31 protein-coding genes are annotated in these 24,026 nt (G+C 56.0%); 29 read left to right on the top strand and 2 right to left on the bottom strand.

The window, feature by feature from the left end:
* Positions 1-77 precede the first annotated feature (77 nt).
* The 11 genes from PMPD1_RS22490 (at position 78) to PMPD1_RS22440 (ending at position 6,168) form a co-directional block, all read left to right on the top strand.
* Positions 78-413: a hypothetical protein gene (locus PMPD1_RS22490; RefSeq protein ID WP_173636408.1), complete on the top strand. Its 336-nt coding sequence runs from the start codon at positions 78-80 to the stop codon at positions 411-413.
* An 87-nt stretch (positions 414-500) separates the two neighbouring features.
* Positions 501-761, top strand: coding sequence for a hypothetical protein (locus PMPD1_RS22485; RefSeq protein ID WP_173636381.1), 261 nt, complete (start codon positions 501-503; stop codon positions 759-761).
* A gap of 52 nt (positions 762-813) precedes the next feature.
* Complete coding sequence (locus PMPD1_RS22830) at positions 814-1,368, top strand: hypothetical protein (RefSeq protein ID WP_354292949.1); 555 nt, start codon at positions 814-816, stop codon at positions 1,366-1,368.
* Positions 1,369-1,420: 52 nt separating this feature from the next.
* A complete protein-coding gene (locus tag PMPD1_RS22475) occupies positions 1,421-1,750 on the top strand; it encodes a hypothetical protein (protein WP_173636380.1) in 330 nt (109 codons plus the stop codon).
* Positions 1,751-1,824: 74 nt separating this feature from the next.
* Positions 1,825-2,097, top strand: coding sequence for an AbrB/MazE/SpoVT family DNA-binding domain-containing protein (locus tag PMPD1_RS22470; protein ID WP_173636379.1), 273 nt, complete (start codon positions 1,825-1,827; stop codon positions 2,095-2,097).
* Positions 2,097-2,462: a type II toxin-antitoxin system PemK/MazF family toxin gene (locus PMPD1_RS22465; protein ID WP_173636378.1), complete on the top strand. Its 366-nt coding sequence runs from the start codon at positions 2,097-2,099 to the stop codon at positions 2,460-2,462. The genes PMPD1_RS22470 and PMPD1_RS22465 overlap by 1 nt, the downstream gene beginning before the upstream one ends.
* A 680-nt stretch (positions 2,463-3,142) precedes the next feature.
* Positions 3,143-3,538 carry a hypothetical protein gene (locus PMPD1_RS22460; RefSeq protein ID WP_173636377.1) on the top strand — a complete coding sequence of 132 codons (396 nt, stop codon included), beginning with the start codon at positions 3,143-3,145 and terminating at the stop codon, positions 3,536-3,538.
* Positions 3,539-3,686: 148 nt separating this feature from the next.
* A complete protein-coding gene (locus PMPD1_RS22455) occupies positions 3,687-3,968 on the top strand; it encodes a type II toxin-antitoxin system RelE/ParE family toxin (RefSeq protein ID WP_173636376.1) in 282 nt (93 codons plus the stop codon).
* Complete coding sequence (locus tag PMPD1_RS22450) at positions 3,968-4,282, top strand: HigA family addiction module antitoxin (RefSeq protein ID WP_173636375.1); 315 nt, start codon at positions 3,968-3,970, stop codon at positions 4,280-4,282. The genes PMPD1_RS22455 and PMPD1_RS22450 overlap by 1 nt, the downstream gene beginning before the upstream one ends.
* 683 nt (positions 4,283-4,965) lie before the next feature.
* Positions 4,966-5,304, top strand: coding sequence for a hypothetical protein (locus PMPD1_RS22445; protein ID WP_173636374.1), 339 nt, complete (start codon positions 4,966-4,968; stop codon positions 5,302-5,304).
* Positions 5,305-5,343: 39 nt separating this feature from the next.
* Positions 5,344-6,168 (top strand): DUF932 domain-containing protein, encoded by an 825-nt coding sequence (locus tag PMPD1_RS22440; RefSeq protein ID WP_173636373.1) that lies wholly within the window; start codon positions 5,344-5,346, stop codon positions 6,166-6,168.
* Between the two features lie 74 nt (positions 6,169-6,242).
* On the opposite strand, the gene PMPD1_RS22435 is transcribed toward PMPD1_RS22440, so the two are convergent.
* Complete coding sequence (locus PMPD1_RS22435; protein WP_173636372.1) at positions 6,243-6,755, bottom strand: lytic transglycosylase domain-containing protein; 513 nt, start codon at positions 6,753-6,755, stop codon at positions 6,243-6,245.
* An 805-nt stretch (positions 6,756-7,560) separates the two neighbouring features.
* Between PMPD1_RS22435 and PMPD1_RS22430 the strand changes: the two genes are divergently transcribed.
* Positions 7,561-7,959: a relaxosome protein TraM gene (locus PMPD1_RS22430; protein ID WP_173636371.1), complete on the top strand. Its 399-nt coding sequence runs from the start codon at positions 7,561-7,563 to the stop codon at positions 7,957-7,959.
* A gap of 685 nt (positions 7,960-8,644) precedes the next feature.
* Here the strand turns inward: PMPD1_RS22430 and PMPD1_RS22425 are convergent.
* Positions 8,645-9,250 (bottom strand): hypothetical protein, encoded by a 606-nt coding sequence (locus PMPD1_RS22425; RefSeq protein WP_173636370.1) that lies wholly within the window; start codon positions 9,248-9,250, stop codon positions 8,645-8,647.
* Between the two features lie 209 nt (positions 9,251-9,459).
* Between PMPD1_RS22425 and PMPD1_RS22420 the strand changes: the two genes are divergently transcribed.
* From PMPD1_RS22420 to traF, 17 genes are all read left to right on the top strand, one after another.
* Complete coding sequence (locus PMPD1_RS22420; protein ID WP_173636369.1) at positions 9,460-9,852, top strand: type IV conjugative transfer system pilin TraA; 393 nt, start codon at positions 9,460-9,462, stop codon at positions 9,850-9,852.
* 7 nt (positions 9,853-9,859) lie between these two features.
* Positions 9,860-10,162: a type IV conjugative transfer system protein TraL gene (gene traL / locus PMPD1_RS22415; protein ID WP_173636368.1), complete on the top strand. Its 303-nt coding sequence runs from the start codon at positions 9,860-9,862 to the stop codon at positions 10,160-10,162.
* 52 nt (positions 10,163-10,214) lie between these two features.
* Positions 10,215-10,814, top strand: a complete 600-nt coding sequence (locus PMPD1_RS22410; protein ID WP_173636367.1) for a TraE/TraK family type IV conjugative transfer system protein — start codon at positions 10,215-10,217, stop codon at positions 10,812-10,814.
* A gap of 3 nt (positions 10,815-10,817) precedes the next feature.
* Positions 10,818-11,561, top strand: coding sequence for an F-type conjugal transfer protein TraK (gene traK, locus PMPD1_RS22405; RefSeq protein WP_173636366.1), 744 nt, complete (start codon positions 10,818-10,820; stop codon positions 11,559-11,561).
* On the top strand, positions 11,554-12,945 hold the full coding sequence (traB, locus tag PMPD1_RS22400; RefSeq protein ID WP_173636365.1) for an F-type conjugal transfer pilus assembly protein TraB: 1,392 nt from the start codon (positions 11,554-11,556) through the stop codon (positions 12,943-12,945). Before traK ends, traB begins: the two co-directional genes overlap by 8 nt.
* Positions 12,946-12,957: 12 nt before the next feature.
* Complete coding sequence (gene rfaH, locus PMPD1_RS22395) at positions 12,958-13,470, top strand: transcription/translation regulatory transformer protein RfaH (RefSeq protein WP_173636364.1); 513 nt, start codon at positions 12,958-12,960, stop codon at positions 13,468-13,470.
* Between the two features lie 436 nt (positions 13,471-13,906).
* Positions 13,907-14,386, top strand: coding sequence for a hypothetical protein (locus PMPD1_RS22390; protein ID WP_173636363.1), 480 nt, complete (start codon positions 13,907-13,909; stop codon positions 14,384-14,386).
* A 212-nt stretch (positions 14,387-14,598) separates the two neighbouring features.
* Positions 14,599-15,153: a type IV conjugative transfer system lipoprotein TraV gene (gene traV / locus PMPD1_RS22385; RefSeq protein WP_173636362.1), complete on the top strand. Its 555-nt coding sequence runs from the start codon at positions 14,599-14,601 to the stop codon at positions 15,151-15,153.
* Between the two features lie 87 nt (positions 15,154-15,240).
* Positions 15,241-17,886 carry a type IV secretion system protein TraC gene (traC, locus tag PMPD1_RS22380; protein WP_173636361.1) on the top strand — a complete coding sequence of 882 codons (2,646 nt, stop codon included), beginning with the start codon at positions 15,241-15,243 and terminating at the stop codon, positions 17,884-17,886.
* A gap of 15 nt (positions 17,887-17,901) precedes the next feature.
* Positions 17,902-18,327: a type-F conjugative transfer system protein TrbI gene (gene trbI / locus PMPD1_RS22375; RefSeq protein WP_173636360.1), complete on the top strand. Its 426-nt coding sequence runs from the start codon at positions 17,902-17,904 to the stop codon at positions 18,325-18,327.
* Positions 18,324-18,944 carry a type-F conjugative transfer system protein TraW gene (gene traW, locus PMPD1_RS22370; RefSeq protein ID WP_173636359.1) on the top strand — a complete coding sequence of 207 codons (621 nt, stop codon included), beginning with the start codon at positions 18,324-18,326 and terminating at the stop codon, positions 18,942-18,944. The genes trbI and traW overlap by 4 nt, the downstream gene beginning before the upstream one ends.
* Complete coding sequence (locus PMPD1_RS22365) at positions 18,941-19,231, top strand: hypothetical protein (RefSeq protein ID WP_173636358.1); 291 nt, start codon at positions 18,941-18,943, stop codon at positions 19,229-19,231. Before traW ends, PMPD1_RS22365 begins: the two co-directional genes overlap by 4 nt.
* Before the next feature lie 184 nt (positions 19,232-19,415).
* Positions 19,416-19,760, top strand: coding sequence for a hypothetical protein (locus PMPD1_RS22360; RefSeq protein ID WP_173636357.1), 345 nt, complete (start codon positions 19,416-19,418; stop codon positions 19,758-19,760).
* A complete protein-coding gene (traU, locus tag PMPD1_RS22355; protein ID WP_173636356.1) occupies positions 19,757-20,749 on the top strand; it encodes a conjugal transfer pilus assembly protein TraU in 993 nt (330 codons plus the stop codon). Before PMPD1_RS22360 ends, traU begins: the two co-directional genes overlap by 4 nt.
* Positions 20,750-20,758: 9 nt before the next feature.
* A complete protein-coding gene (gene trbC / locus PMPD1_RS22350; RefSeq protein WP_173636355.1) occupies positions 20,759-21,388 on the top strand; it encodes a type-F conjugative transfer system pilin assembly protein TrbC in 630 nt (209 codons plus the stop codon).
* Positions 21,385-23,229, top strand: coding sequence for a type-F conjugative transfer system mating-pair stabilization protein TraN (gene traN / locus PMPD1_RS22345; RefSeq protein ID WP_173636354.1), 1,845 nt, complete (start codon positions 21,385-21,387; stop codon positions 23,227-23,229). The genes trbC and traN overlap by 4 nt, the downstream gene beginning before the upstream one ends.
* Complete coding sequence (gene traF, locus PMPD1_RS22340; RefSeq protein ID WP_173636353.1) at positions 23,229-24,023, top strand: type-F conjugative transfer system pilin assembly protein TraF; 795 nt, start codon at positions 23,229-23,231, stop codon at positions 24,021-24,023. The genes traN and traF overlap by 1 nt, the downstream gene beginning before the upstream one ends.
* Positions 24,024-24,026: the final 3 nt, after the last annotated feature.

Here is a 24,026-nt window from a genome sequence, read left to right as displayed (position 1 = left end):
TCAACGTCAACACCGCCACGCCAGAATCTCCCAAAACATGGGAAAAACACGGTCTGAGCTCCGCGCCGGGAGAAACGGTGTATCTCTCTTTTATCCCGCTGCATCAACAGTCAGACGCAGAAGGGGAGCAGGCATACTGGCAGGGCCGCGAAGCGGCAGCAGTAAAAGCCCCTTCGGAAATCGATGTTTACCGCTTTCATGAGGCATTAGGGGAAATGTACCCGCTTAACTGGTCATCCAGCGAAAACGGGGAGTGTGAAACCTTCATGATGGCAGAAATGTACTGCGGCAGCGTGACGGAAATTTACGCCCGTATCGGTGTGCGTTACTTCCGGCTGCGGGATTACACACACAGAACACACGCGCAGATTATGACGTGCGTTAAGGAGGCATTCGGGCTTTACCAGAGATGAAAAAAGCAGGGTTGCCCCTGCTTCTTCCCGCCGGTTTAGCTCTTCGACGAATAAACCGGCTTTCAATAATCAGATGGAGTTCACGCCATGACTACTGAAGTTTCAATCATCACAAACACGGACAGCTATGTAAAGCGCCTGACGGAAGAAAACGCGCCGGTTAAACACCAGGTTCGCGTTCAGCGTGGTGTCATTTCCGCCCGCGATATTGACCCGGCGCAGCGCGCGCGGGGCCGTAATATCGCCCGCTGCTGCAAGCGAAATCAGCGCGTTCGGGTGCCCGCGATGCGGGGGAGTGAATGGGATCACCTGCTGCGCACGCTGGAACTGAAACGGGCCTGCGCCTGATGCTGCCTGCCGCCCCGGCGGGCGGCATTAACCGGACTGAGGACAAAAAACCATGAATAACGATAAACCCGCCGCCGCCCTTACCCGGGCCGACATCATCCGCGCGCTCGGCGCGTACTGCCACATCACGCTCGATAACGGCGACGAGGCGTTTTACATCAACGGTGATTTTATCACCTGTGCCGATGGCGCCAGTCGCGACCCGTCCGTCATCGATCTGGCGCGTAACGTCGCCCGCGCGGCTGGCTATCCGCTGCGCTGCTTTGAACTGCCGGTACCGGATGATGATGAGTGGTGCTGGAATGATGTTGAAGAAAAGCTGGCGCGGAGCGTCATGACGGAAACCGTGCGGGCATCTGTCATCGTGACGGGCTGTGTGACAAAGCAGGGCGGCAGGGGGATTCATTTCTGCTCACATCCCCTGCTGAGCGGCGTTAACAGCAACCTGTGGTTGCCGGTCGGGAAAGAGGAAGAGTGGTTTGCCGCCGTGGAGCGGGTTCTGATTATGAACGGGCTGGCCGAAAATCTCACCGCCCTGACACCGCTGCGGGAATGCGCGGAGTACACCGACTGGAAAGCAACGTATAACCGCAAAGTCATTATCTGACAACACGGGGCCGGATGCGTCCGGCTCGTGCCACACGAGTGAGGTACGTCCCATGCATAACATTTCATCATCAGAACGTCTGAGCCTGCCCGCGGCTGAAACTATGAACTTTGCCGATTTAGCCTGTCTGGCGGAGCAGGTGACTGCCCGCCAGCCGTTTGATGCTGACATCGCCAGCCGCGCGGGTGCCGCTGCAGCCGCACTGACTTATTTTGCCCGCTATACCGGCCTCGATACAGACTGTGAGCCTGCCGAAACCGTTATTGTCGACTTTCTGGCTGACCTGATGGATTTATGCAGTGAAACCGGCATGCCGTTCTGTGACCTTCTGCTGTCGGCGAGTCATCATTACCAGGCTGAGCAGGACGAATCACGGCGGTAATCGTGCATTAGCGGTGTGACTTTGTCTCACGCTATGCTATTATTAGTGTGACAAAGTTACACACAGGAGGGCGTATGGCAGTTACAAAACTGAGGCAACAGGGCGGGGCAGTCGTTCTGACCATTCCAAGTGACGTCGCCGCCCGGGCGGGCTGGAGCGTTGGCACTTTACTGGACGTCACCGCAGACGGTGATGCGGTCAGTATCCGTCCATCCGGGCGCGTGGCGCGTGGGCGTAAAACGGTGGCGCAGTTGCTGGCAGGGATTGACCCGGATGAGATTCGCCAGCTCAACGACGAAATCAGCGACGGCACGAATGACGCGCCGCAGGGAAGGGAGTTTATCTGATGGTATCGCGCAGAGTCCCGCAGAAGGGTGAAATATGGCATGTTAACGGCGATCCGGTTGAGGGCAGGGAGTTTAAAGGGCCGCATTATTATCTGGTCATTTCGCCCCGTGAACTGGTCGCAGCGCTCGGAACGGCGGTATGTATACCGGTCACGAGCGGCGGGCGCGCAGCGCGTTCACAGGCTGTCACCGTCTGGCTGGACGGTGACAGCACCGAGTCCGGTACGGTGACGGGCGTGGCGCTGTGCTATCAGTTGCGCTCACTTGACCTTACCGCCCGCAGGGCCACCTACAGCACAAAGGTGGCCCCCCATATCATGGACGAGATCCTGTCGATGGTCGTGGACCTGATAGACCCGCGCTGAACAGCGGGGTTTTCCTTTCCGCTCCCTGTCGGGTGCAGTCCCGCTAAAAATTCTGTGACAGGAAAAAGGCGGTGCTGACGCACCGGCTCTCTCCCTCCGCCCCGTCTCACCGTTTCGTTCTCTTTCTCCTTTCTGTTCAGGGTTCCGGGTCGTCCTGCTGTGATGCTGTTGTCTGTACTGCTTTCAGGGCAACGTCAACCCCACCATGGCCCCCTTCGGCTCCCCGTCCGTGCCGGCCGGGTCGTCGAGCCCCACTCCGCCAGGGCGGCGGTAAACCGCCGCCAGTCTCCGCCGTAACCCTGCGGGTTCCGGGCCTCCGGCTAGGGTCTGATGTCTGAGGTCAACGGCTGCAACCGGCTGTCGCCGGTGCGTTCACCGGGCGCGTTCGCGCCCTTTAAAGGCGCCCCGGCGTTCCGCCGTGTCGGGTGCGTTCCTGCCCGCCTGCCCGTCCGGAGAGCATATTCCGGTCGCCCGTTCGCGGAGGGCTGGTCGTAGCACAGTCAGATTCACTCCCGAAAGGGCACCGCTTCGCTGCCTCCTCACCCGTTCGCACTCGCTACGCTCGCTTGCGCTGCGGCTTGCGGGGGCTCCCTTTCTCCGTTCACTGCCGGTGCTACTTTGCCCTTCGCCGCGACTGGATCGACCGAAACATGAATGTAACCCGCAACAGGAGAAGTGCCATGAACCCACAGAACGTCAACGTCAACACCGCCACGCCAGAATCTCCCAAAACATGGGTTGAAAGGCTGAAAATCAACGGCCTTGATCCGGCAGTCTCGGAGAGAATTGATTATCTGGGCTATCTGTCGGCAGGCAGCATGGAAGAGAACGAAAGTGCGGAACTGCTGCTCGGCACGCTGCTCAGTCTCGCAGATACCCTGCGTGATGCCGTCCGGGACTGGTCAGTACCGCGCCCGTTACTGCCGCTGTCACTGGTACAGGCGTGGCTGGCTGCGCGTAATTTTGTCCTGGCGCAGTTCGGCGAAACCGGGCAGGCCGCGTGGAACCACGCCAGAAACTACCTGCAAAGAGAGATCCACGCCGGCTACTCCATGTGGCGCGAGGATATTTACTGACAGCCGCCTGTAACAGACTCAGGTCAGTTAAGGTCACAGACTGAGGCTGAGCCGGAAAACCGTCAGTGCGATCGGATGCATAGCAGGGTGTTTCTTGTTGGGAAACATCCTGCTATAATGTTTCTTAACAGGAAACAGGGGGCAGGGCGTGATAAAGAGCTGGAAACATAAAGGATTGCAGAAGCTTTATGAAAAAGGGGATGTCAGCGGCGTTCAGGCTAAGGACGCAGAGCGCATCCGGCTTCGTTTGCTGGTCATTGATGAGGCGGTTTCTGTGGAGGAATTCAGAAATTATCCGGGATTCCGCTTCCATCCGCTGAAAGGTGACCGTAAGAACCTGTATTCCATAACGGTCCGCGCCAACTGGCGCATAACATTCGAATTTACAGAGGGTGACGCATACATCCTCAACCTGGAGGACTATCACTAATGGCTATGCATAATCCCCCGCATCCGGGCGGCTTCATTACCGAGTATCTGGAAGATAACAACGTCAGCCTGCGCCGGGTGGCAAAGGACCTGGGCGTGTCTGCGGCGGCGCTGAGCAAGGTGGCGAACGGCAAAGCGGCAATCAGCCCGGAAATGGCCCTGCGCCTTGAAGCCGGACTCGGCATTGCGGCGCGCCTGTGGCTGTCCATGCAGGCCGCTTTTGACCTCAATAAAGCACGGGCGACAACGGACGTGTCCGGGGTGCATTTACATCCGGGTATTCCGATGCCATCACACCCGGAAAAGGGTGCATAATTCGCTTCACCGGGCTTGCCGTGTGCCCGGAAAATCGGTCCCCCACGGCAGGCCCTTCGGGCCGGGAAGTGCCGGTGCTGACGCACCGGCCATCTCCCTCCGCCCCGTCTCACCGTTTCGTTCTCTCTCTCCTTTTTGTTTATGGCGCCGGTCCTTCCTGCTGTGATGCTGCTGTCTGTACTGCTTTCAGGGCAACGTCAACCCCACCATGGCCCCCTTCGGCTCCCCGTCCGTGCCGGCCGGGTCGTCGAGCCCCACTCCGCCAGGGCGGCGGTAAACCGCCGCCAGTCTCCGCCGTAACCCTGCGGGTTCCGGGCCTCCGGCTAGGGTCTGATGTCTGAGGTCAACGGCTGCAACCGGCTGTCGCCGGTGCGTTCACCGGGCGCGTTCGCGCCCTTTAAAGGCGCCCCGGCGTTCCGCCGTGTCGGGTGCGTTCCTGCCCGCCTGCCCGTCCGGAGAGCATATTCCGGTCGCCCGTTCGCGGAGGGCTGGTCGTAGCACAGTCAGATTCACTCCCGAAAGGGCACCGCTTCGCTGCCTCCTCACCCGTTCGCACTCGCTGCGCTCGCTTGCGCTGCGGCTTGCGGGGGCTCCCTTTCTCCGTTCACTGCCGGTGCTACTTTGCCCTTCGCCGCGACTGGATCGACCGAAACATGAATGTAACCCGCAACAGGAGAAGTGCCATGAACCCACAGAACGTCAACGTCAACACCGCCACGCCAGAATCTCCCAAAACATGCTCAGAAGGGCCAGAAGTCAACACCGGACTGACTGAGGAGCAGTTTGAGGATCTCAGCAAATACATCATCGATAACGGTACCTTTTGCGGGCCTGGCGGTGTGACGTGGCAGGAACTGGCTCTTTTTGAAGAAATCGACGATCCGTCAGTGAATGGTGAACCCCGGAGAATCTATGTCTGGCAGGGCTGGCCCTATGCACTTTACGAATTCGACCTGGGTTATACAGCCATCAGTTATGCCCGGACCAGAGAGCTGATCGCCTGGGCATTGAGTCGGAAATAAACCTGAAATTAATATCAACTTATGTGAGAGGTAATCACTATGGTACGTTTTGCAACCCGTTATGCTCAGCCCACTTATATTCGCGAAAATCGCCCGCTCACAAATGATGAGATGATGAAAATTGTCCCCAGCGCGTTTTCGGCCGAAAAACATGATTCACGCTCCGAACGTTATACCTATATTCCGACAATCACCCTGCTCGATAAGTTACGTGATGAAGGGTTCCAGCCATTTTACGCAAAACAGTCTCTGGTGCGTGATCAAGAACGTCGTGACTTTACCAAACACATGATCCGCTTGCGTCGCGGAAATAACGCCAGCGGTAAAGAAGTTCCCGAGATTGTTCTGGTAAACAGTCACGATGGCTCAAGCAGTTATAAGATGATCCCCGGCATTTTTCGCGAAGTCTGCAAAAACGGGCTGGTCTGCTGGAAATCATTCGGTGAAATCAGCGTGCCGCACAAAGGGGATATTGTGAAGCAGGTAATCGAAGGCGCTTTCGAAGTGTTAGGTGTTTTCGATAAGGTCGAAAATAATATTGAAATGATGAAGAGCATACAGGTTAATAATGAAGAACGGCGTTTGCTGGGGCAACTGGCGCTTGAGTATAAATATGGCGATAAGGAACCACCTGTCACCGCCGAGCGAATTATTCAGCCGCGCGCCTGGTACGATAAAGGCACCGATTTGTGGACGGCGTTTAATATCGTCCAGGAGAATCTGATTAAAGGCGGTGTTGCGGGAAGAACAGCAAAAGGAAAAAGAACCACAACGCGACCGGTAACGGGTATCGATGGCGACATCAAACTTAATCAGGCACTCTGGAAAATGGCGGAAGAATTCGCGAAGCTTAAAAAGGTATAATAAAAAGCCGCCATGACCTGGCGGCTTTTTACTGCATAGAGATAAATGATGTCAGTTACCGAAATATGCGAGATTCAGCGGGGCGATCCTTTCCCGGATGAGAATAGCGGGGCGGGTACGGCTGAATGTTTCGCCGACACCATTTCACGGGCAAGCAGAATACGATAAATATTCTTGATATCTCCTGCGTAAGCACGACGTTGTTTTATCAGTTTTGGTGATGGCCCGGTATTATACATGCCGACGCTGTCCCAGTTTTTTCCGTATGAGCGGAAGTTATGTGCCAGCACCCAGGCACCGGAGTAAACGCATATACAGGGATCGTGAAGAAGCCGGTCACGTGTAATATTAAATTTCTGCAGCGCAGCATAATGTGAGCTGTTCACCTGCATTCCACACACATCCTCCGTTTTATTGCTGTTAGCGCCATTAACAGCATTCATTTTCAGGCGTGACTCTTTAATTGAGATCGCCGTAAGAAGCAGCGGATCAATTCCGTAGTCATGCCCGGCGCGGGTAAAGCACATCTCCGATCCTGCCTGCGCGGAAAAAACCGCGCACAGCGTCAGGGCAGCGACATATTTCATTTGTCATTTATCTCCGAAACCGCGCCAGAATAACGCAGCCTGATTTTACGGAAAAATACCCGCTCAGATCGTCGTATGCAAGATAATTCGTTACAGACGCGCACGGAGCGCTCCTGTTCATCCTGCAAAGGTTATCAGGGATGTATTTAAATCAAAGGAATGGGGTTATTTTACAAGCCGCTTCTGCAATGATAATTTTACTCACACCCCACGCAAGATGTAATCTTGCAGTTTTTATTATTTAAAACAGATGGTTAATGTGACTATTGTTTGTAATTTTAGCCATGTGCCGTTAAAGGTGTGTTGATTGACACACTTTAAGGTGCCGGAAGGTGTGTTTTAAAAGTGCCTGATTGTGTGGCATTACAGTGCCTGATTGTGTGTTAATCAGGCACTGCAAACGGCACTATTGAGTGTGCTAATTGTGGTTACGTAATAAATACATGTGGTTAAATGTTTATTGTGTCGGTGTGGTGCCGGATTAACACACCTCAAAACGCCGGATGGTGCCGGATTGACACACATTAAAATCATCGAGACGCCGGATTATTATGCATGAATGACGGTCAAAAGACATCGTATCGCGTTCCGGCAGCCTGTCCGGTGCCGGATTAACACACTTAAGGCGCCCGTTTAAAAATTTATCTGCGGTGCCGGATTGACACACACTTACTTTCAGAAGAATAATCATCGCCATCGGTTTTAACACTAATTCCACACAGCAATAAGCGTTGCCGAAAAAAAACAGTTTAATTACATAATGACCGGTGATGATTTTATCATTTCCCGGGCAAGGATAACCCCCATGACAAGAAGAAACGTGTACTTCAAAGAAAAGATTGAACGTGAAGTGCTGGAACACGTACAGATGGAGATTCAGAACGGGGCAACACACGGAGATATTAACTTCTCCTCGGTTGTTAATGAACTCGTTGAATTTGCGCTCAGAATAAAAAAACTGCAAAAGGATTCACCCGCTTTCGACGAAACCGGGTACAAAAAAGAGTTAATCCGTAAAGTGGCGGGCAGCAGGGAAGCCAGCAGCATCATGATGGTTATGCTGGCGGAAATGTATCTTGGCATGCGCGGCGAGGGCGGAGAGGAAAGGCTGGCAGAACTCATTAATACAAACCTGACGGCCATGAATGACGCAGAAGACAGCGCGGAAAATAAATTCTTCCTTCAGGATGAAGCGGACGAGTAATACCGCTTCTCCCGGTTCCGGGATGGCCCTGTAAATGCTCAGGGTCATTCCTGTATAAAAAAGACGTTTTATCCTTTCCCGTCGACAGAAAAAATCAGAAGCGTCAGCATCATACATTTCAGGTAATCTAAGTTAGCGAGTCCTTTTCTGAAATATGTCATACCTGAACTTTTATCCTTTCTGACTTACCCGAATTCAGTACCTGATTGTTCTCTTTTTTCCACAACCGGCGTAAACGCGTTATGCGCCGGAACGGTTGTTATTAGTAAAAACGGGCAGGGCGGATAGCGCTGCTCAAACCGGGCTGCGTTATATGCGTTAACGCGTTATTTCGCAGGCACATGATGATTTCTTTTTCCGGAGAAGGTAAACGCTGATGTGCCGGACGTTGACAGGAAAAAAGAGTTAAATGACGCACTGCAGTCATACCGGAGGAATAATTTACTGCAGGTGATAATTTGTATGACCGGAAGACAGAAGTGGCTGGATATTCAGCATCATGAAGAGTCCGGCATTGCCGGGAAATAAGACGGAAATGTACGCCGGAAGCGGTTAAATGCCCGTGCAATAAAGCCGGTTCCGGCGTCACCTGGAATGACAGTCGTACTGAAATAATTACGGTTAGCTCCCGGTGTTAATCAGGAACCACAAAAGACAACGGATATACCGGCCGGGCGCGCGTTGCTTAAGGCTCTTTTTCCTGACCCGCGACGGGATTCTCGGCGACCACCACCTTTTCCTGTATGAATTCATCAAACAGAATGGCCAGATCACGCAGCCGTTTCACCTCGTCATTTTCGGGCAACTGCTGTTCAGTTAAATAATTCAGTGAGTCCAGCAGGCGCTCCTGTATTTCCATATTCATGCTTCGCCGGTTGAAACGAGCGCTGATTTCCATATCCCGCCGCAGATTTTCAGGAAAGCTGCTGCTGAAGGCGCGGTTATTTCCCGGCACAAAGGTTTTTTTCCCGGCAAGGACGCTTTCATCTTCCTGATGCTGTTCCCGTATTACGTCGAGCCTCGACTGAATAAACTCGTCGAATAAACGCGCCAGCGCTACCAGCCGCTGCCCCTCATCCGTTTTAATTACGTGCCGGCGCGGCGAATGATGCAGCGAAGCAATGAGCCGGCTGATGATTTCATCGTTCGTGGCGTAGTTGCGAACCCGCGCCGCAACCCGCAGTTCCGTGAGGAGGTTTTCCGGCAGCCACAGTTTCCGGTACTGAGTTTCACCCCGGGCGTACTTTCGCGGACGTCCGCGACCGTCACCCATTTTTTCTTTTACTTTCATGCATTAGTACCTTCTGAAAAGGCATCCCCTGGTAGCCTGAAAGCCTACGCCACACCCATGTCGGATTTATCCTAAAAAATTACGTGAGGGCTATTAATAATGTGACATGCGTCACAGATTTTTTTTTTTTGAGTAAATGTACACTTACGACGCGTTACATCCGTTTACGCGCAATGACATTTCCTTAACTCAAATCGAGGGTTTTTTACATGAAAGTTGTCACAGCAATGCCCCTCCGGTCCGGGGGGGCTGCGGAAGCCTGCCCGGAAGCCGGCGAAGGTGCGCAGACCAGTTTTATCGGCGCCAGCCGTCGCATCTTGAGCTTTATTTCACGTCACCGCACAAACCTCCTGCTGATTACCCTGACGATTCTTTGCTTTGCGCTTCCGCACCTGGTGCATGCAGAAGACCTGCTGGCTAACCAGAAACAGGATGCGAAAGATACGTTCGGGCACGGCAGTACGGTTGAATGGGGGCTGTATATGGCTGAAATCATTCTGTCTGTCGGTGCTTACATGAAAACCCGTAACCCGATGCTTTTCATCGGTGGTCTCGCTTTCCTGATTGTTATCACCCGCACCTTCTTCGCGCTTGCCGGTTAATCCTGTCATGGACAGGGAATCTCTCCAGTACCAGTTCCCGGAAACCCTTAATAACCAGAAACGCGTCATCGGACTTCCGCCCGAGGAGGCCTTCGTCATCACCGCCTGCGCCGGCATCGGGATGCTGTGCGACATGCTCGTCGTGATGCTGGTTGTGGGAGGGGCGCTGTGGCTTCTGATTCGCCATCTGAAAAAGGGGCAGGGGACCTGGTGGTTACTGAACCTTCTTTACTGGTACCTGCCGACAGCGTTGTTCCGGCTCCAGTTCAGGCGCGTACCCGACTCGGGTAACCGCCACTGGATGCAGTAACCCATGCGCCACCCCAGGGTGGCGCCTGTTAACGACTTTAAGGAATACACATATGAGGTATGACATTCGGGAGGGGCGCAACCGGGTAATCATTCTGGCCCTGTCAGGATTAGTTTTGCTTGTCTTCATCCTTTCCGCCGGCGTTGGCATTACCGGTGGACTGGCGTGGCACTTTTACCACACGCAGAAAACCATTACGGTTCCGATGCTTTTTGACCGGCCGTTTGTTTCCGATGCCGCCTCGGGCGATGCAGCCCTGAACGGCCTGCTTGTCCGCTCTTTTCTGAATCTCCGGCTTTCGGTCACGCCTGAAACCGTGGACAGCCAGCATGCCACCCTGCTGCGTTTCGTACCGCCGGAAAGTCGCGACGCGCTGAAAAAACAGCTTGCCGCCGAAGCTGACTACATCAAGAAAAACGGCGTCACGTCCGTGTTCCGCATTAACGATGAAATGACCGATACCACCACCGGGGACATCATCGCGGAGGGCACGCTCAGCGCCAGCACGACCAACGGCAACCTGAAGATATACCTTCCGGATGCGAATAAAGCCTACCGGCTCAGCGTGCACTACGTGGATGGCCTCATCCGCCTTACGGCCTTCCCCGAGGTGCCCTGGACGAAACCTGAAAGCCGCCCGCAACAGGACTGAACCATGAAGAAAACCCTTTCCGCGTTGTCCGTCGCCGCCGCGATTGTGCTGCTGCCTGCCGGGGGCGCATTTGCCACCGTTCCCGGCCCGGCCGGAACAACGTTTGAAAACAATGCGCACCTGAAGGCGCAGATGAGCAATACCAGCCCCAATAAGGTCATTATTGACGGAGAGCTCATCACGGGCGTCACCGGTCCGGATGGCGCCTATACAAAAGATAATACTGCCGATGGCGCGTTGCTCATTACGCCGCTGACCGGGCAGGATTTCACCATTTTTCTGGAAACGGACGGCGGGGTCAGCGTCTCAATTGATGTTTCGCCAAAGCCCGGCAACGGCCGCACGCTGCACCTTGTTCCGGCTGATGTACCGCTGAAACCTAACCCGGATGCGAAGCTCTGGGAGGAAAGTCAGCCGTTCCAGAAAACGCTGGTCAGCGTGGCCAGAACCGTTGTCAACGGTGATGTCCCCGACAGCTATGTCGATCTGAAAGCCACCCGCGGACCGGCCTATAACCCGCCCGCGGGTCTGCTGCTCACGCCGGAACGTCAGCTCGCCGGTTCGCATCTGCGCGTGATGCGCTACCGCATGAGGAACGCCGGGTACATTACGCGTTCACTGAGCGAGAAGCAGTTCTGGCAGAAGGGGGTACGGGCCGTCATGCTCTCAACGCGCACGCTGTACGCGAACGGGGAAGGGTATGTGTGGGTAATATTCTCAGCGGACAAAGAGGCTGGCCATGACTGATATCAACTCCGTCACCCGACGCCGGCAGTGGATGATTGCGGGCGTTTCCGCCGCCGTCATGCTGGCCACCGGCGGGGGCATCTGGGCGTACAAGCACCATCAGGACGAGGCGAATAAACCCGTCGCCAGAACTTCACCGGATATGACCGGTATGCTCGTGAACACCTCGTTTACCGAAGGCGTCGCCACGTCTGCCCTGCAGCAGCAACAGAACAAAACGGCCGGGCTGGAAAAAGACCTGGCATCACTGACCAGCACGCTTCAGCAGCAGAATGCGGATATGAAGAAGCAACTTGGCACGCTGACCGACCAGCTCAGCCAGATGCAGGCACAGCAGTCGCAGGGTCGTAAAACGCCGGACGGCCCGGCGCAGGGTGGTTCATCACCGACGACCGGCCCTGCCGGCGGTCCGGTTCCGGTTGGTACGCCCGGACCGGCACAGTGGAGCATCAGCGACCCGGCACGCGGGCCATCAGCAAACCAGGGCAACGGGTTCTATCCGGCACAGGGACAGGCGTTCTACCCTGGTGCAGGCACCGCCCGGGTAGGCGGGCTCCGGCGCGACACGTTCACTTATGCCGCGCTCACAGATAAAAAGACGAAGCTCCCGTGGATACCGTCGGGGTCATTCTCCGAGGCGGTGATGATAGAGGGGGCTGACGCCAACGCCAGTGTGACCGGTCAGCAAAATACCTCACCCGTGGTGATAACCCTGCTCGGTGACGTTTCGATGCCGAACGGCAAAACCTTCAACATGGACCAGTGCCGTGTCACCGGTGAAATGTTTGGTGATATCTCCAGCGAACGCGGCGAGGTTCGTACAAAAAATATCAGCTGCATCCTGAAAAACGGCAAGCACATTGATATGCCGTTTGACGGCCACGTTTCCTTCCAGGGCAAGGAAGGCATTCGCGGAAAACCGGTGATGCGCAACGGCGCGGTGCTGGCCAACGCCGGGGTTGCCGGCCTGCTTACCGGCTTCGGTGAAGGCATTAAGTCTGCCGCGACACCCAGCGTGGGCCTCGGTGCAACCGCATCGGTCGGCACGGGCGATATCTTCAAACAGGGTTTCGGCGGCGGTGCTGATAAAGCCGCCGATACACTGAGCCAGTACTACATCAAGCGTGCCGAGCAGTATCACCCGGTTATTGATATCGGGGCGGGTAATGCCGTGACGGTGGTATTCCAGCAGGGATTCCGGCTTGAAACCATCGAAGACGCAGACACCGAAAAGCTGCAAAAGGAAGCCCCGCAGGAAAATGCACATCAGACCGCCGCCGTGACCCGGTCGGCCAGCGGGAACGACGGTGCCGCCGCAATACTTAATCCCGACGAAGTTCTCCGGCAGGCCAGCCAGCTGCGCCTCGGCGACACCATTAACTGACAGGAGCATCTGATGGAAAACTGGTACGTAGCGCAGACAAAATTCGCACAGGAAAAGCGGGCGGAGCAACAGTTACAGAGTCAGGGTGTGACCTGCCTGCTGCCCGTATTTTCAGAGGTCAGGCTGCGCGACGGGACCGTCAGGGCCGTTACCGCGCAGCCGCTGTTTCCAAACTACATCTTTGTGCGTTTCGATCCGGAAGTTGTGCATACCACGGCGATTAAGGCCACGCGCGGGATTTCATCTCTCATCAGCTTCGGCGGCCTGCCCAGTGTGGTACCGGACAGCGTGATAGCACAGCTCATGCAGGGATGGCAGGGGGCACCGCTGACAACAGAGATGCCTGTGGACGGTGACCGGGTGGTTATCCGGGACGGCGCTTTCGAAGGGCTGGAGGCGGTGTGGTGTGAACCTGACGGCATGAAGCGCGCAGTACTGCTGCTGACCCTTATGAATCGTCAGGTCCGGGTACCGGTTGAGAGCCACCTGAGGTTTCACATTTCGGCGCGGGGCAGAGCGGCATGAGCAGAACGATTCTGAGACATGAAACCCTGCTGGCAACTCTGCCGGTCCTGATTATGACACTGCAACTGGGTGTCAGTCTGGCGGTCATCGCCTGGCTGATACACCGTGAGATGCTCCCGCACTGGCACTGGTTTGACTGGTGGGCCGGACTGCTGTATTCGATCGCGACATTCTTTTCGGTATGTTCTCAGAACGTTAGACCCTGCTTTAGGTGGGACATCCCGATTTTAATCATGGGGATATGGGTGGGTACGCTGTTGTGCTACGTATTTGATACTTACTGTAGCCAGCAAATACCCGATTTTCTGAATTTTATGTCACTCGCTGTAACACGGGGATTCTACATAGGCTGTATATGGGGAATGGCAAGATACCCTTTATGGACCAGTTTTTGAACCGGGGCAGAGGAGCGTACAAATGAGCTGGAGCCTGAAGAATGATTTCCGGAACTGAAAACCGCCGCCGCCGTCGTGAGCTGGCGCAGATAAGATACCTGGTGGAACAGTGGGGCCAGCGTTATCCCCCTTATATGGGGACGCTGTGGATTTGCATGTTTGCGGCACTTGTGTTTGCTTTTCTCTGGCGCGAACAATCGTTTGGGCGTGTGTGGGCGGGCACCCTGTTTATTCCGGTTATTGTTGCAGTTATCGCTGTTATCGTGCGCATGCGCGAACCACTCAACTGGCAGGACCTGATTGCCCGCAGGCTTGAGGTTTATCCTTACGAGGATGTGACTGCATGGCGTGACCTTCAAAATGCGGTGTATATGGCGGGATATATTGATAGATCTTTTATTGTGGACTGGCTTAATGAGGAAAAAAAAGCTGTGTTGAAGCCTGTCCGACGGGAATTCAGATTTACCCGTCGGGGCCATGATGAAGGAGGAAACAGGACTCACGAGGTGGATAACGAATAAACTTATCTTCACGTTCTTAACTTTACCTTCATTACACCTCCATTAGTTGCAACTTCCGACGTTCTCTGACGGGACCGGTTGCATATAAACATCATCTTCACGGCCAACACCAGGGCTGTTTTCGATCACCAGGGGTTTCTTTTCGCATTAACCCACCGTTTTAATTAATCCGCTCCATTATCTGCGGCCCGTCCGCACCAGAGGTTATTACCATGCAAAAACTGCTTGCGTGCGCACTGCTGTGCGCCGTGCTGACCGGCTGTGCCGGCATGAACTCCGACTTTGACTGTAACAAGACTGCCACCGACCAGTGTCTCTCGATGACGGACGCCAGCAGTCTTGCGTCGAAGCATAAAAGCCTTGATGACCTGCGCACGGATAAGGCGGCGCCCCCAAAGGCTGCGGCTGAGGCGCTGGCGACGCCTGGCAACGTGAAGCCTGCCATCAGTCCCTGGCGCAAAATCAGTGCAGCGACCCTGACGCCACGTCCGGTTGCCGGAACAGGTATCAGCACCACCGCACAGCCGTCGTCCATAGCGTCAGTGCGGATTATGCCTGCCGCGCAGCAGCCAGGCAGCATTACTCCGGCGGATTACAGCGGGCCGGGGCAGGTAGATGCCCGTCGTATCCCGGATGCCACACAACGTCTGTGGATTGCGCCCTGGGTCGACGAGCAGGACAGCTTCCATCAGCCTGCCGTGGTCGAGTTTGTGAAACAGAAGTCACGCTGGGATGAAGACTACCGTGTCATCAGTGAGGAGGAGTAATGAAACGAATCTGCCTTATGAACAGCCTTGCCGGAATAAAGCGAAAAGCGGGCTCAGAGACGAGGACTGCTCGTCGGGGGGACAGGTATGATCGGTGACGTTATTGAACACCTGACAGGCATTCTGAACAGTAGCCGTAGCGAAGGCGGCGCGAAAGCCGCCCGGCAACTGCTGCAGCAGAACCTGAACTATCCCTCCATCAGCAGCCTCCTGCCTTACCGGGAGTTTGATGAAAAAACCGAGCTTTTTATTAATACCCGTTCGGTCGGTTTTATCCTTGAAGTGGCCCCCCTCGTCGGCGCCAACCAGCAGGTGGTGCAGGCGCTTGACGACCTGCTACGTAAAAAGTTACCCCGTAAGATGCCTGTGACCGTGCTGATGACGGCGAGCAAATGCGTGGGTGACATGCTGGAAACCGGGCTCAGCCGGGACATGTGGAAAGGAAACATGGCGCCGCGACTGAACGCTGTCACCAAAGCCTACTGGGAGCGCTCTGCGCTGAAGGGCCTGGTCAACAACAGGGAGTATCCGCTTTATCTGCGTAATTACCGGGTGTTTCTCATTTATGCCCATCCGGGGTCCGGCGGTATTAAAAAGATGGATGAGGTCGCGCAGATGCGTGAAACATTGCGCGTCTCGATGATGGCCGCGCATATGGAAACCCGTCGGGTGGGGCCTGCAGAGTTCCTGACCGTGCTACGCGAGCAGCTGAATTATCGTCCGGGGCAGGTGACGGCGGGCAAAGAATACTGGAATCCGGAACAGGAGCTGCATCGCCAGTGCGTCGATCACAGCACCGAGATGGAAGTACACCCTGATTATCTCCGGATAACCACGGCGCGCCAGCAGGGTGACCGGCTGATGGGGGATGAAGGCCACAGTAAAGTGGCCAGTTCACGCGTGGTAAACATGCAGCTGAACAAGGTCCCTAAGCAGTTTGCGCTCTGGCAGGCGGCCGATAATCTGCAGAATATGCGTTTCCCTGACCTCGGTATCCCGTGTCCCTTTATGCTGAGCTGGACCATCTGCGTCGAAGAGCAGGTGGGCAGCCAGAACGAAGCGTTCCGCAAGGAGCAGGATATGGGCAAAAAGGCGAACTCGTCCTACGGCAAGCTTTTTCCCAATACGCAGAGAACTTACGAGGAGTGGCGGGATCTGCGGCAGGGGCTGGCGAGTAACGAAATCGCCATGTGCAGCTTTAATCTCAATCTGACGCTGTTTTGTCCGGATGATGACAGCGCCCAGCAGGCGTGTGAGCTGTCGGCAATCAACGTGTTCCGTAAGAATGACCTTGAAATATCCACGCCGCGCTATCAGCAGCTGCGTAACTGGCTGTGCACGTTTCCTTTTCTGATGCAGGAAGGGTTATGGGACGATATGAAGCACATGAATGCCACGCTGCGCTGCAAGAGCTTTAACGCCGTGAATCTCATGCCGGTTGTGGCCGAGCGGCAGATGGCGCCGTCAGGGAGCCCGCTGCCGACCTACCGTAATGCGCTGGCGTTCTTCGATATGTTCAGCGAGAGCAACGGCGCCACTAACTTTAATATCGCGGTGACCGGCACGACTGGCGCGGGAAAGAGCTTTTTCATTCAGGAGATTTTGCGCCAGGTGCTTAACGCCGGCGGATTTGGCTGGGTTATCGATATGGGCGGCAGCTACCGGAACTTCTGCCGGCAGGCCGGTGGGGAGTATCTGGAAGGGGAGTCGCTGCGTTTTAATCCTTTTGCTAACGTGACCGACATTAAGGTTTCAGCAGAAGGCATTCAGGGGCTGCTGACAGTACTGGCCAGCCCGAATGAGCCGCTGGATAAAGTCAGTGAAAGTATCCTGCTTAAGGGCGTTATCGCGGCCTGGGAGGCCAAAGGAAACAAAGCCCGTATCGATGACGTCGTGGGATACATGGTTTCGCAGGAGGTTAAAACGACGTATGACTCCCAGCCGACCATACGCGACCGCATCAATGACCTGGTTATGCTGCTGGACCGGTGGTGTACCTGGGGAGCGGACGGAGAGTTCTTCAACTCCGACAACCCGACACTCAACGGCGAAACGCGCTTTACGGTACTGGAGCTACTCAGTCTGGAAAGCCGCCCACACCTGCTGTCGGCGATTCTGTACTCGCTCATCCTGGCGATACAGGAAAAAATGTACCACTCGCCGCGCAGCCTCAAGAAAGTGGCGATCATCGACGAGGCCTGGCGCCTGTTCAGCGGCTCCAACCCGCACGCCGCCCGCTTCATTGAAACCGGCTACCGTACGGTACGCCGCCATCGCGGCGCGTTCATTACCATTACGCAGGGCATCAAGGATTTTACCGGTACGAAAGACCAGGCCGCGCCCCCTGCTGCTGCAGCGGCATGGGACTGTTCCGGTACGAAGGTCACACTGCTGCAGGATGCGAAGGCGTTCAAAACCTATCTTAATGCTAACCCTGACCAGTTCAGCGAAGTGGAAACGCAGGTCATCCGCGGCTTCCAGCCGGCGCGTGATACGGGTTTCAGCTCCGTTATGATCTCCAGCGGTGAATACAGTTCGTTCCACCGCGTCTTTGTTGATCCGGTGACGCGGGCCATGTTCAGTACCCGCGGCGAGGACTACCAGTACATGAGTGACGCGCAGAAAGCCGGCGCAACCAGCGAAGAGGCCGCCTACATGCTGGCCTGTGAGCCATACATGTACCAGGAAGAGATGCGGGAACTGGAGCGGTGGGCCGGATTAACGGTGACTTAAACAGAGGATTATCTGATGCAGAATGAAAACGCGCAGCCCACGCCGGAGGAGGCTGCGGAAGCGGGCGCCCCGGTAAGCCGGGGACACCATTTTCTGAAAAATCGCGCGCTCCGGACAGGTGCCGCCGCACTGTTGTTAATGATCTGGAGCGCCGGCGTCAGTTTACTGTTCACGCAGTACAGCCAGCCTGATGCCGTGGTGTTTGACATGAAAGGCACCATTGATGCGTTTAAGCAGCAGACGGCGCAGACGGCGCTGCCGGAGGCGGCGGCTAAAAACCTGACGGAGGTCTTCAGTCATTCGCTGAATAACAGCCTGACGGACTGGCAGCGTCAGCACGGCGGTGTCATCCTGGTGAAAGGTGCGGTGGTCTCCGGTATGCCGGATATCACGCCTGAAATACAGGCAGATATTGCTCGCCAGATGCAGGGGGCGCGATGAGGGCGGGGCTGGCAGTATGGCTGCTGACCGCCTCGGTCAGCCTGTCAGCCGGGGCGAAGGACCTGGGCACGATCGGACATCTGTTTCCCATCGCGGAGCCGGACCTGCTCACCTTTATCGGGCAGCGGCTGCAGGGCATGAAGGACAGCGGTGAACTGGACCGCCTGCAGCGTGAAGCGGAAGCCCGGGTGAAAGCGCACGCCGTCCGTCCCGCGCCGGTAGCCGGGCTGACGCCGGCCAGAACGGAAAGGACATTCAGCTATGACCCGACGTTTACCGTGCAGGAAACCGTCCGGGACATGCGGGGCAACGTTATCGCGCGGGCGGGCGATAAGGTTAATCCGCTGGATAAGGTGCCGTACAGCGAAACGCTCTTCTTTATTGACGGTGACAATCCGGCGCAAATGAAATGGGTGAAACAGCAGCTCAGCGGGCGGCAGAACTTTAAGGTCATTCTGGTGAACGGCAACATCCATGACAGCAGCATTGCGCTTGATGAGCCGGTGTACTTCGACCAGTACGGCACGTTAACAACAAAATTCGGCTTTGAGCACACGCCGGTGCGCATCACGCGGGACGACCGGACGCTCAGAGTGGAGGAGGTGGCACTGAAATGACTCACAACGCACGGGGGCAGACGGCCCCGCAAAAAGTAAAACGTCACACCACGCAGGTACGGCTGGATGATGATGACAAGTCCGGGCTTCGTCGCATGACCGCAGAGTTTCCGCTTTATTCAGAGTCGGTGGTCCTGCGCGCTGCGCTCCAGACCCTGCTGGCCTGCAGCGGGGAGGTCCGCTCTGAAATCGTGCTGGCATCGCTGACCGATAAAGACGTGGGCGAAATTATGCGGCGCCACGGCATGCGTACGGAAGGTAAAGACGAAGGCGCGCATGCAGAATAATCAGCATAACGCGCGGTTTTCAGCCCTGACTGACGTACGTGTTTAACACCTTACCCCTGCCCGCGTTGCGCAGGATGTTCGTTCCTCGCCTGCGCTGCGGTACGCCTCAGCCTGCACCCCGCAGGCAGGCCTGATTAACATCTGATCCCGGCAGAACTGCTGCCGCCATTACGGAATCCCCTCTATGACTCATCCCGCTGAAATAACGGCTCAGCCGGTCGTGCGCGACTGCTGGGGCGGCTGGGTTCATCCTGATTTTTTTAATCCGGCCACCACGGATAACGACTTTTATCTCAAAAGCGACTTCAGGAACTGGCTTACGACCAACAATCTTATGGCCGCAACGACCTGGATGGAAAACGACATAACGGACGAACACATGGCGCAGTTCTGGACCAGCGGCAACTGCAGCAGCTGGACCCCTTCGCGGCCTGCAGGCGAGGGCTGGTTTATCGGCTGCTTTCACTACACCGAAGACGGACCGTTATGTATCTGGCTCCGGAAAAATCCCGGGGCGTGGACACCATGAAACGCCTCATACTGATTCTGTGCCTCTTATGCCCCTTCATGCTGGCTAAAAATGCAGTGGCCGACTCCGGTAACGCCGGCGACGGTCGCTGGGTGAATCCCATCAGCGACGTGTGCTGGAAGTGCCTGTTCCCGATGACGCTCGGGAGCATCAAACTGGCATCAGGCGACCATCCGGATACGCCTAATCCTGCCTCTCCCATTCAGTTATGTCCGGTCGGCATATTGTTCCGGCTGGGGCTGGCCATTGGCTTTTGGGAACCGATGGCCATGACTGACGTCACGCGGGAACCGGGCGTGATGGTGAATATGGGTGGTTTTAAAATTGACCTGGGCAGAACCGGGACCGGCACCGGCGGGCAAAGTGACCGGCCAGCCGCCGGCGCGTTTTATCATGTGCACTGGTACAAGTATCCGCTGATCTCTTGGCTCAACATTATCACCAGTATCGGATGTATGCAGACCGGCGATATGGATATCGCCTACCTGTCCGAAGTCGATCCGCTGTGGAATGACAGTACCCTTTCCATGCTAATTAATCCTGAAGTCGCGCTATTCAACAACCTGCTGGCACAGGGTGCCTGCGCCGCAGATGCGGTGGCATCCACATCCGGGCTTCCGCTGGACCCGTTGTTCTGGTGTGCCGGCGCGCAGGGCAGTATGTATCCGTTTACTGGCTATATCAGCAATGAGTTTTCGCCGCTGGAAGCGTCGGTGCTGGTCAGTGAGCGAATGGCTTTCAAGCTGCACCGGGAAGGGCTGGTCATGGAGAGTGTCGGCGCTGATGTCGCCGTCTGCCACGAATATCCCTCTCCGATCATCCCCAAGTCGCGCTGGCGTTACCAGATGGTAAACATGTACCCGGAAACGGAGGACTGCCATCCGTTTGGTACCACCACGCAGCTCTGGGGCTCGGTGCATAACTCTCCCGCAACAAAGAAAAACTTCGGCTATCTGCTGTGGCGCAAGCGTAACTGCGCATTTTTGTAAGGGCACCCCATGAAAAATAATCACATTCGTACGCTTATCACCAGCGTTCTGATGACGTATGCCGGACTGACATTTGCCTCAGCAATGCCCGTTGTATCTGACCATGACGTGCAGTGGATGAAAGAGCAACAGCGTGATCTGGAAACGTTTAAAAAACAGATTAGCGGGATGAATTTTGCGCTTCCGGACAGTCAGCAGGCGAAGGTTGATAAAATACAGAACGACATTGCGGCGGCGCAGGCGACGGAAAACAGCGCCACCCGGCCGGTTCAGAGGGCGGTCTACTTTGTCAGCCTCGGCATTCCGCAAGAAGGCCTGCTGCCTATGCTTCAGGATGCCCGCCGGTTCGGCATACCGGCCACCATCCGGGGATTACTGGATAATGATTTCCGAAAAACGGCCTCCGCTGTGTTTGAACTCTCGAAACAGGATAAGGAGGCCGGTGTACAGATTGACCCGACGCTGTTTGTGCAGTACGGCATCAGGGCCGTCCCTGCACTGGTCGTAACCTGCCCGGGAAAATACGACGTTCTTTACGGCAGCCTGACGATAAAAGAGGCGCTGGAAAACATCGCGCGGCGGGGCGAATGCGCTCTGACAGCGAAACAGTTGCTGCAGGAAAGCGGAGGTGGCCGGTGAAAAAATGCATCCTCACTGTGCTCTTACTGTGTGGTGTGGCGTTCTGCGCCACGGCGGATGATGCGGGTTATAACGACGGGGCGGCGTTCGCCAAAGGGAATAAATCACAGGGAACCTCCGCAGCAAAGGGAACAGACCCTGCGACGGTCATCCCGGGCTACAACGCAAACCCACCACAAAGTGGTTATTACGGTGGCGTTCAGGGCGATGATGGCGGAATAGCGGATAAGGGACAGACGGCACTGACTGGCAACGAGGCCGGGCAGGCAGTGAACGACTCTGCAACCAAAAATCCTCCCGTCACGCTTGATCCCGATGCCCCCTATATCACTAACGGTAAAACCGCCGAGCAGAACGCCAGCGGCGTGGTGGATGGCTCGGCCTCGCAGTGTCAGGAAAAAGTCGTTTCGAAAACGACTTTCCAGAATTATTCCTGCGACCGTGACGTTGCGGCGACACAAACCTGCGCCCGCACAGGGAAAATTACCATCGTCGGTGGCACGACAACGACAACGAAAGAAAGCGTACTGAAGCTGACCAACGCACGCGTTTCCGGCTCGGTGATTGATTTTGATGCGAAAGCGGACAGCGACCTGGATGTGACAGCGATAAAAATTCGCTTCTACTACAAACCAAACCCGTCGGATAACGGTGGGGGGCTTGCGGTGGGGGTCAGTGTTGCCGGTATTTCACAAACGCTCACCATGAGCCAGACAAAGCAGGTGGCGGTGAGTAAACATATCACGAAAGGACAAAGCCTCCCGGTCGTCTTCAACCCTAACTCAAGCAATATCATTGCTCAGGTCTATCTGCTGCATTTTACCTCGGTAGCGGACTGGGTCCTGGAAATTACGCTGGTCGGGCAGGTAAAAACCAGCACGGCAAAACCCGTGGTGACGTTTGATGAGTTTTGTGGCTTCAGCAAGCCGGCAAACAGTAAGCCGGTCAGCAGCGTCTGTACCGATCCGGGCGGAGACCGCACGGTAACACAGAACGGCCAGACGTTTACGGCACACAGCGACTGCTGGCAGTACTCAGATGAGTACGTGACGGGCGTTAATTCGCCCGGAAACTGCGGCAACTTGTCCGGAAATAAAAACTGCACCCTGGCATCGCATACCTGCACGCAGACGGAGGACGGGCAGTGCACGCATCAGACGGAAACCTGGCAATGCCAGACGACCTACCAGTCATCGGGTGTGCTGTGTGGCGGAGACTTTCTCTGTCAGTCGGGTAATTGTGATGAAACCGGGCAAAGCGATGGTGGCTTTGACGTGGCAGTCGCGAAACTTGCCGGGCTGGCCTCCGCCGGTGAAGACGTGGAAAAACAGCAGAGCACCACGCAGGCCAATATCCGGGCCTTCACCGGGCAGGTCATGAGTTGCAGGATGGCCTCCGCCAGTTTTTCCAACTGTTGCGTGGACTCAGGCTGGGGTAACAGCGCTGGTCTGGCCAACTGTAACAGCGATGAGATGGCCATCGGCAAGGGGAAAGCGAAAAAGGTGGTGGTGAAGGTGGGTGAGGCCTGCGCCAAAACGGTACTCAGTACCTGCATACAGAAAAAGCAGGTTTACTGCGTATTCACCGGCATGCTGGCGCGCATTATTCAGGAGCAGGGGCGTCGCGATCAGCTTCACGTCAGCTTCGGCAGCGGGAGCTCTCCCGACTGCCGGGGGATTACGGTGCCCGAGCTGCAGAAAATCAACTTCGACCTCATCAATTTCTCTGATTTTTACAGTGACCTGATGGCAAATCAGAAAGTCCCGGATTCAGCCACGATGGTGAAGCAGATAAAGGACCGCATCGCCGCTCAGGTGAACGCGCAGTCAGGAGGTAAATAATGAAGCGACTGCTGCTTGCATGCCTGCTGATAGCCGGTACCTGTCAGGCCGCGGCGGACGATGCATCCGCTGCCAGTGCGGTGGTGACCCCGGCTGATCCCTTCACGGGCTGGCACTGGTACAACGAACCGAAGATAAAACCGGCCCCGCCCGCACCGAAACCCGTGCCGCAGGCGGTCCCGGATTTCAGCAAACTGTCCCCCGCGGAACAGTCGGAGGTGCTTAAGGGCTACACGAAGCAGGCGCTGGCCCGCGCCATTCTCTACCCGACAGCGGAGAACACGGCAACGTTTCTGCGCTGGCAGAAGTTCTGGACAGACCATGCCTCGATGTTCAGCCAGTCTTTTGCGGTGGCGCAGCTTGATCATCCGGACCTGGATTACAACCTTGAGCATCCGCATTACAACAGTACGGCACCGTTACAGCAGGCCCGTGACCAGCAGGATGAGACGCAGGCCATCAGCCGGCTCGCTGGTCAGTACGGGTTGTTCTACTTCTACCGGGGCAACGACCCGATTGATGCGCAGATGGCGGGCGTCGTGGCCGACTTCGCGCGGCTCCGGCACATCTCTCTTATCCCGGTAAGCGTGGACGGTACGGTGTCGCCGCTGGTGCCGGACAGCCGCCCGGATGCGGGACAGAGCGCGCGCATGGGCATCAGTCATTTCCCGGCGCTGTTTCTGGTCGACCCGAAGTCGAAGAACTACCGACCGCTCGCCTACGGCTTCATGACGCAGGACGATCTGGCAAAACGCTTTCTTAACGTGGCCACCGGCTTTAAACCTAACTTCTGAGGA

The sequence above is a fragment of the Paramixta manurensis genome, from assembly GCF_013285385.1.
Classification (GTDB): Bacteria; Pseudomonadota; Gammaproteobacteria; order Enterobacterales; family Enterobacteriaceae; genus Paramixta; species Paramixta manurensis.
This window is presented reverse-complemented; position numbering and strand designations above follow the sequence as displayed.

Excerpts from the sequence above, each read along its gene's own strand:
- PMPD1_RS22485 (WP_173636381.1), top strand. The coding sequence starts at position 501 with ATGACTACTGAAGTTTCAATCATCACAAACACGGACAGCTATGTAAAG.
- PMPD1_RS22830 (WP_354292949.1), top strand. The coding sequence starts at position 814 with ATGAATAACGATAAACCCGCCGCCGCCCTTACCCGGGCCGACATCATC.
- PMPD1_RS22475 (WP_173636380.1), top strand. The coding sequence starts at position 1,421 with ATGCATAACATTTCATCATCAGAACGTCTGAGCCTGCCCGCGGCTGAA.
- PMPD1_RS22470 (WP_173636379.1), top strand. The coding sequence starts at position 1,825 with ATGGCAGTTACAAAACTGAGGCAACAGGGCGGGGCAGTCGTTCTGACC.
- PMPD1_RS22465 (WP_173636378.1), top strand. The coding sequence starts at position 2,097 with ATGGTATCGCGCAGAGTCCCGCAGAAGGGTGAAATATGGCATGTTAAC.
- PMPD1_RS22460 (WP_173636377.1), top strand. The coding sequence starts at position 3,143 with ATGAACCCACAGAACGTCAACGTCAACACCGCCACGCCAGAATCTCCC.
- PMPD1_RS22450 (WP_173636375.1), top strand. The coding sequence starts at position 3,968 with ATGGCTATGCATAATCCCCCGCATCCGGGCGGCTTCATTACCGAGTAT.
- PMPD1_RS22445 (WP_173636374.1), top strand. The coding sequence starts at position 4,966 with ATGAACCCACAGAACGTCAACGTCAACACCGCCACGCCAGAATCTCCC.
- PMPD1_RS22440 (WP_173636373.1), top strand. The coding sequence starts at position 5,344 with ATGGTACGTTTTGCAACCCGTTATGCTCAGCCCACTTATATTCGCGAA.
- PMPD1_RS22435 (WP_173636372.1), bottom strand. The coding sequence starts at position 6,755 with ATGAAATATGTCGCTGCCCTGACGCTGTGCGCGGTTTTTTCCGCGCAG.
- PMPD1_RS22430 (WP_173636371.1), top strand. The coding sequence starts at position 7,561 with ATGACAAGAAGAAACGTGTACTTCAAAGAAAAGATTGAACGTGAAGTG.
- PMPD1_RS22425 (WP_173636370.1), bottom strand. The coding sequence starts at position 9,250 with ATGAAAGTAAAAGAAAAAATGGGTGACGGTCGCGGACGTCCGCGAAAG.
- PMPD1_RS22420 (WP_173636369.1), top strand. The coding sequence starts at position 9,460 with ATGAAAGTTGTCACAGCAATGCCCCTCCGGTCCGGGGGGGCTGCGGAA.
- traL (WP_173636368.1), top strand. The coding sequence starts at position 9,860 with ATGGACAGGGAATCTCTCCAGTACCAGTTCCCGGAAACCCTTAATAAC.
- PMPD1_RS22410 (WP_173636367.1), top strand. The coding sequence starts at position 10,215 with ATGAGGTATGACATTCGGGAGGGGCGCAACCGGGTAATCATTCTGGCC.
- traK (WP_173636366.1), top strand. The coding sequence starts at position 10,818 with ATGAAGAAAACCCTTTCCGCGTTGTCCGTCGCCGCCGCGATTGTGCTG.
- traB (WP_173636365.1), top strand. The coding sequence starts at position 11,554 with ATGACTGATATCAACTCCGTCACCCGACGCCGGCAGTGGATGATTGCG.
- rfaH (WP_173636364.1), top strand. The coding sequence starts at position 12,958 with ATGGAAAACTGGTACGTAGCGCAGACAAAATTCGCACAGGAAAAGCGG.
- PMPD1_RS22390 (WP_173636363.1), top strand. The coding sequence starts at position 13,907 with ATGATTTCCGGAACTGAAAACCGCCGCCGCCGTCGTGAGCTGGCGCAG.
- traV (WP_173636362.1), top strand. The coding sequence starts at position 14,599 with ATGCAAAAACTGCTTGCGTGCGCACTGCTGTGCGCCGTGCTGACCGGC.
- traC (WP_173636361.1), top strand. The coding sequence starts at position 15,241 with ATGATCGGTGACGTTATTGAACACCTGACAGGCATTCTGAACAGTAGC.
- trbI (WP_173636360.1), top strand. The coding sequence starts at position 17,902 with ATGCAGAATGAAAACGCGCAGCCCACGCCGGAGGAGGCTGCGGAAGCG.
- traW (WP_173636359.1), top strand. The coding sequence starts at position 18,324 with ATGAGGGCGGGGCTGGCAGTATGGCTGCTGACCGCCTCGGTCAGCCTG.
- PMPD1_RS22365 (WP_173636358.1), top strand. The coding sequence starts at position 18,941 with ATGACTCACAACGCACGGGGGCAGACGGCCCCGCAAAAAGTAAAACGT.
- PMPD1_RS22360 (WP_173636357.1), top strand. The coding sequence starts at position 19,416 with ATGACTCATCCCGCTGAAATAACGGCTCAGCCGGTCGTGCGCGACTGC.
- traU (WP_173636356.1), top strand. The coding sequence starts at position 19,757 with ATGAAACGCCTCATACTGATTCTGTGCCTCTTATGCCCCTTCATGCTG.
- trbC (WP_173636355.1), top strand. The coding sequence starts at position 20,759 with ATGAAAAATAATCACATTCGTACGCTTATCACCAGCGTTCTGATGACG.
- traF (WP_173636353.1), top strand. The coding sequence starts at position 23,229 with ATGAAGCGACTGCTGCTTGCATGCCTGCTGATAGCCGGTACCTGTCAG.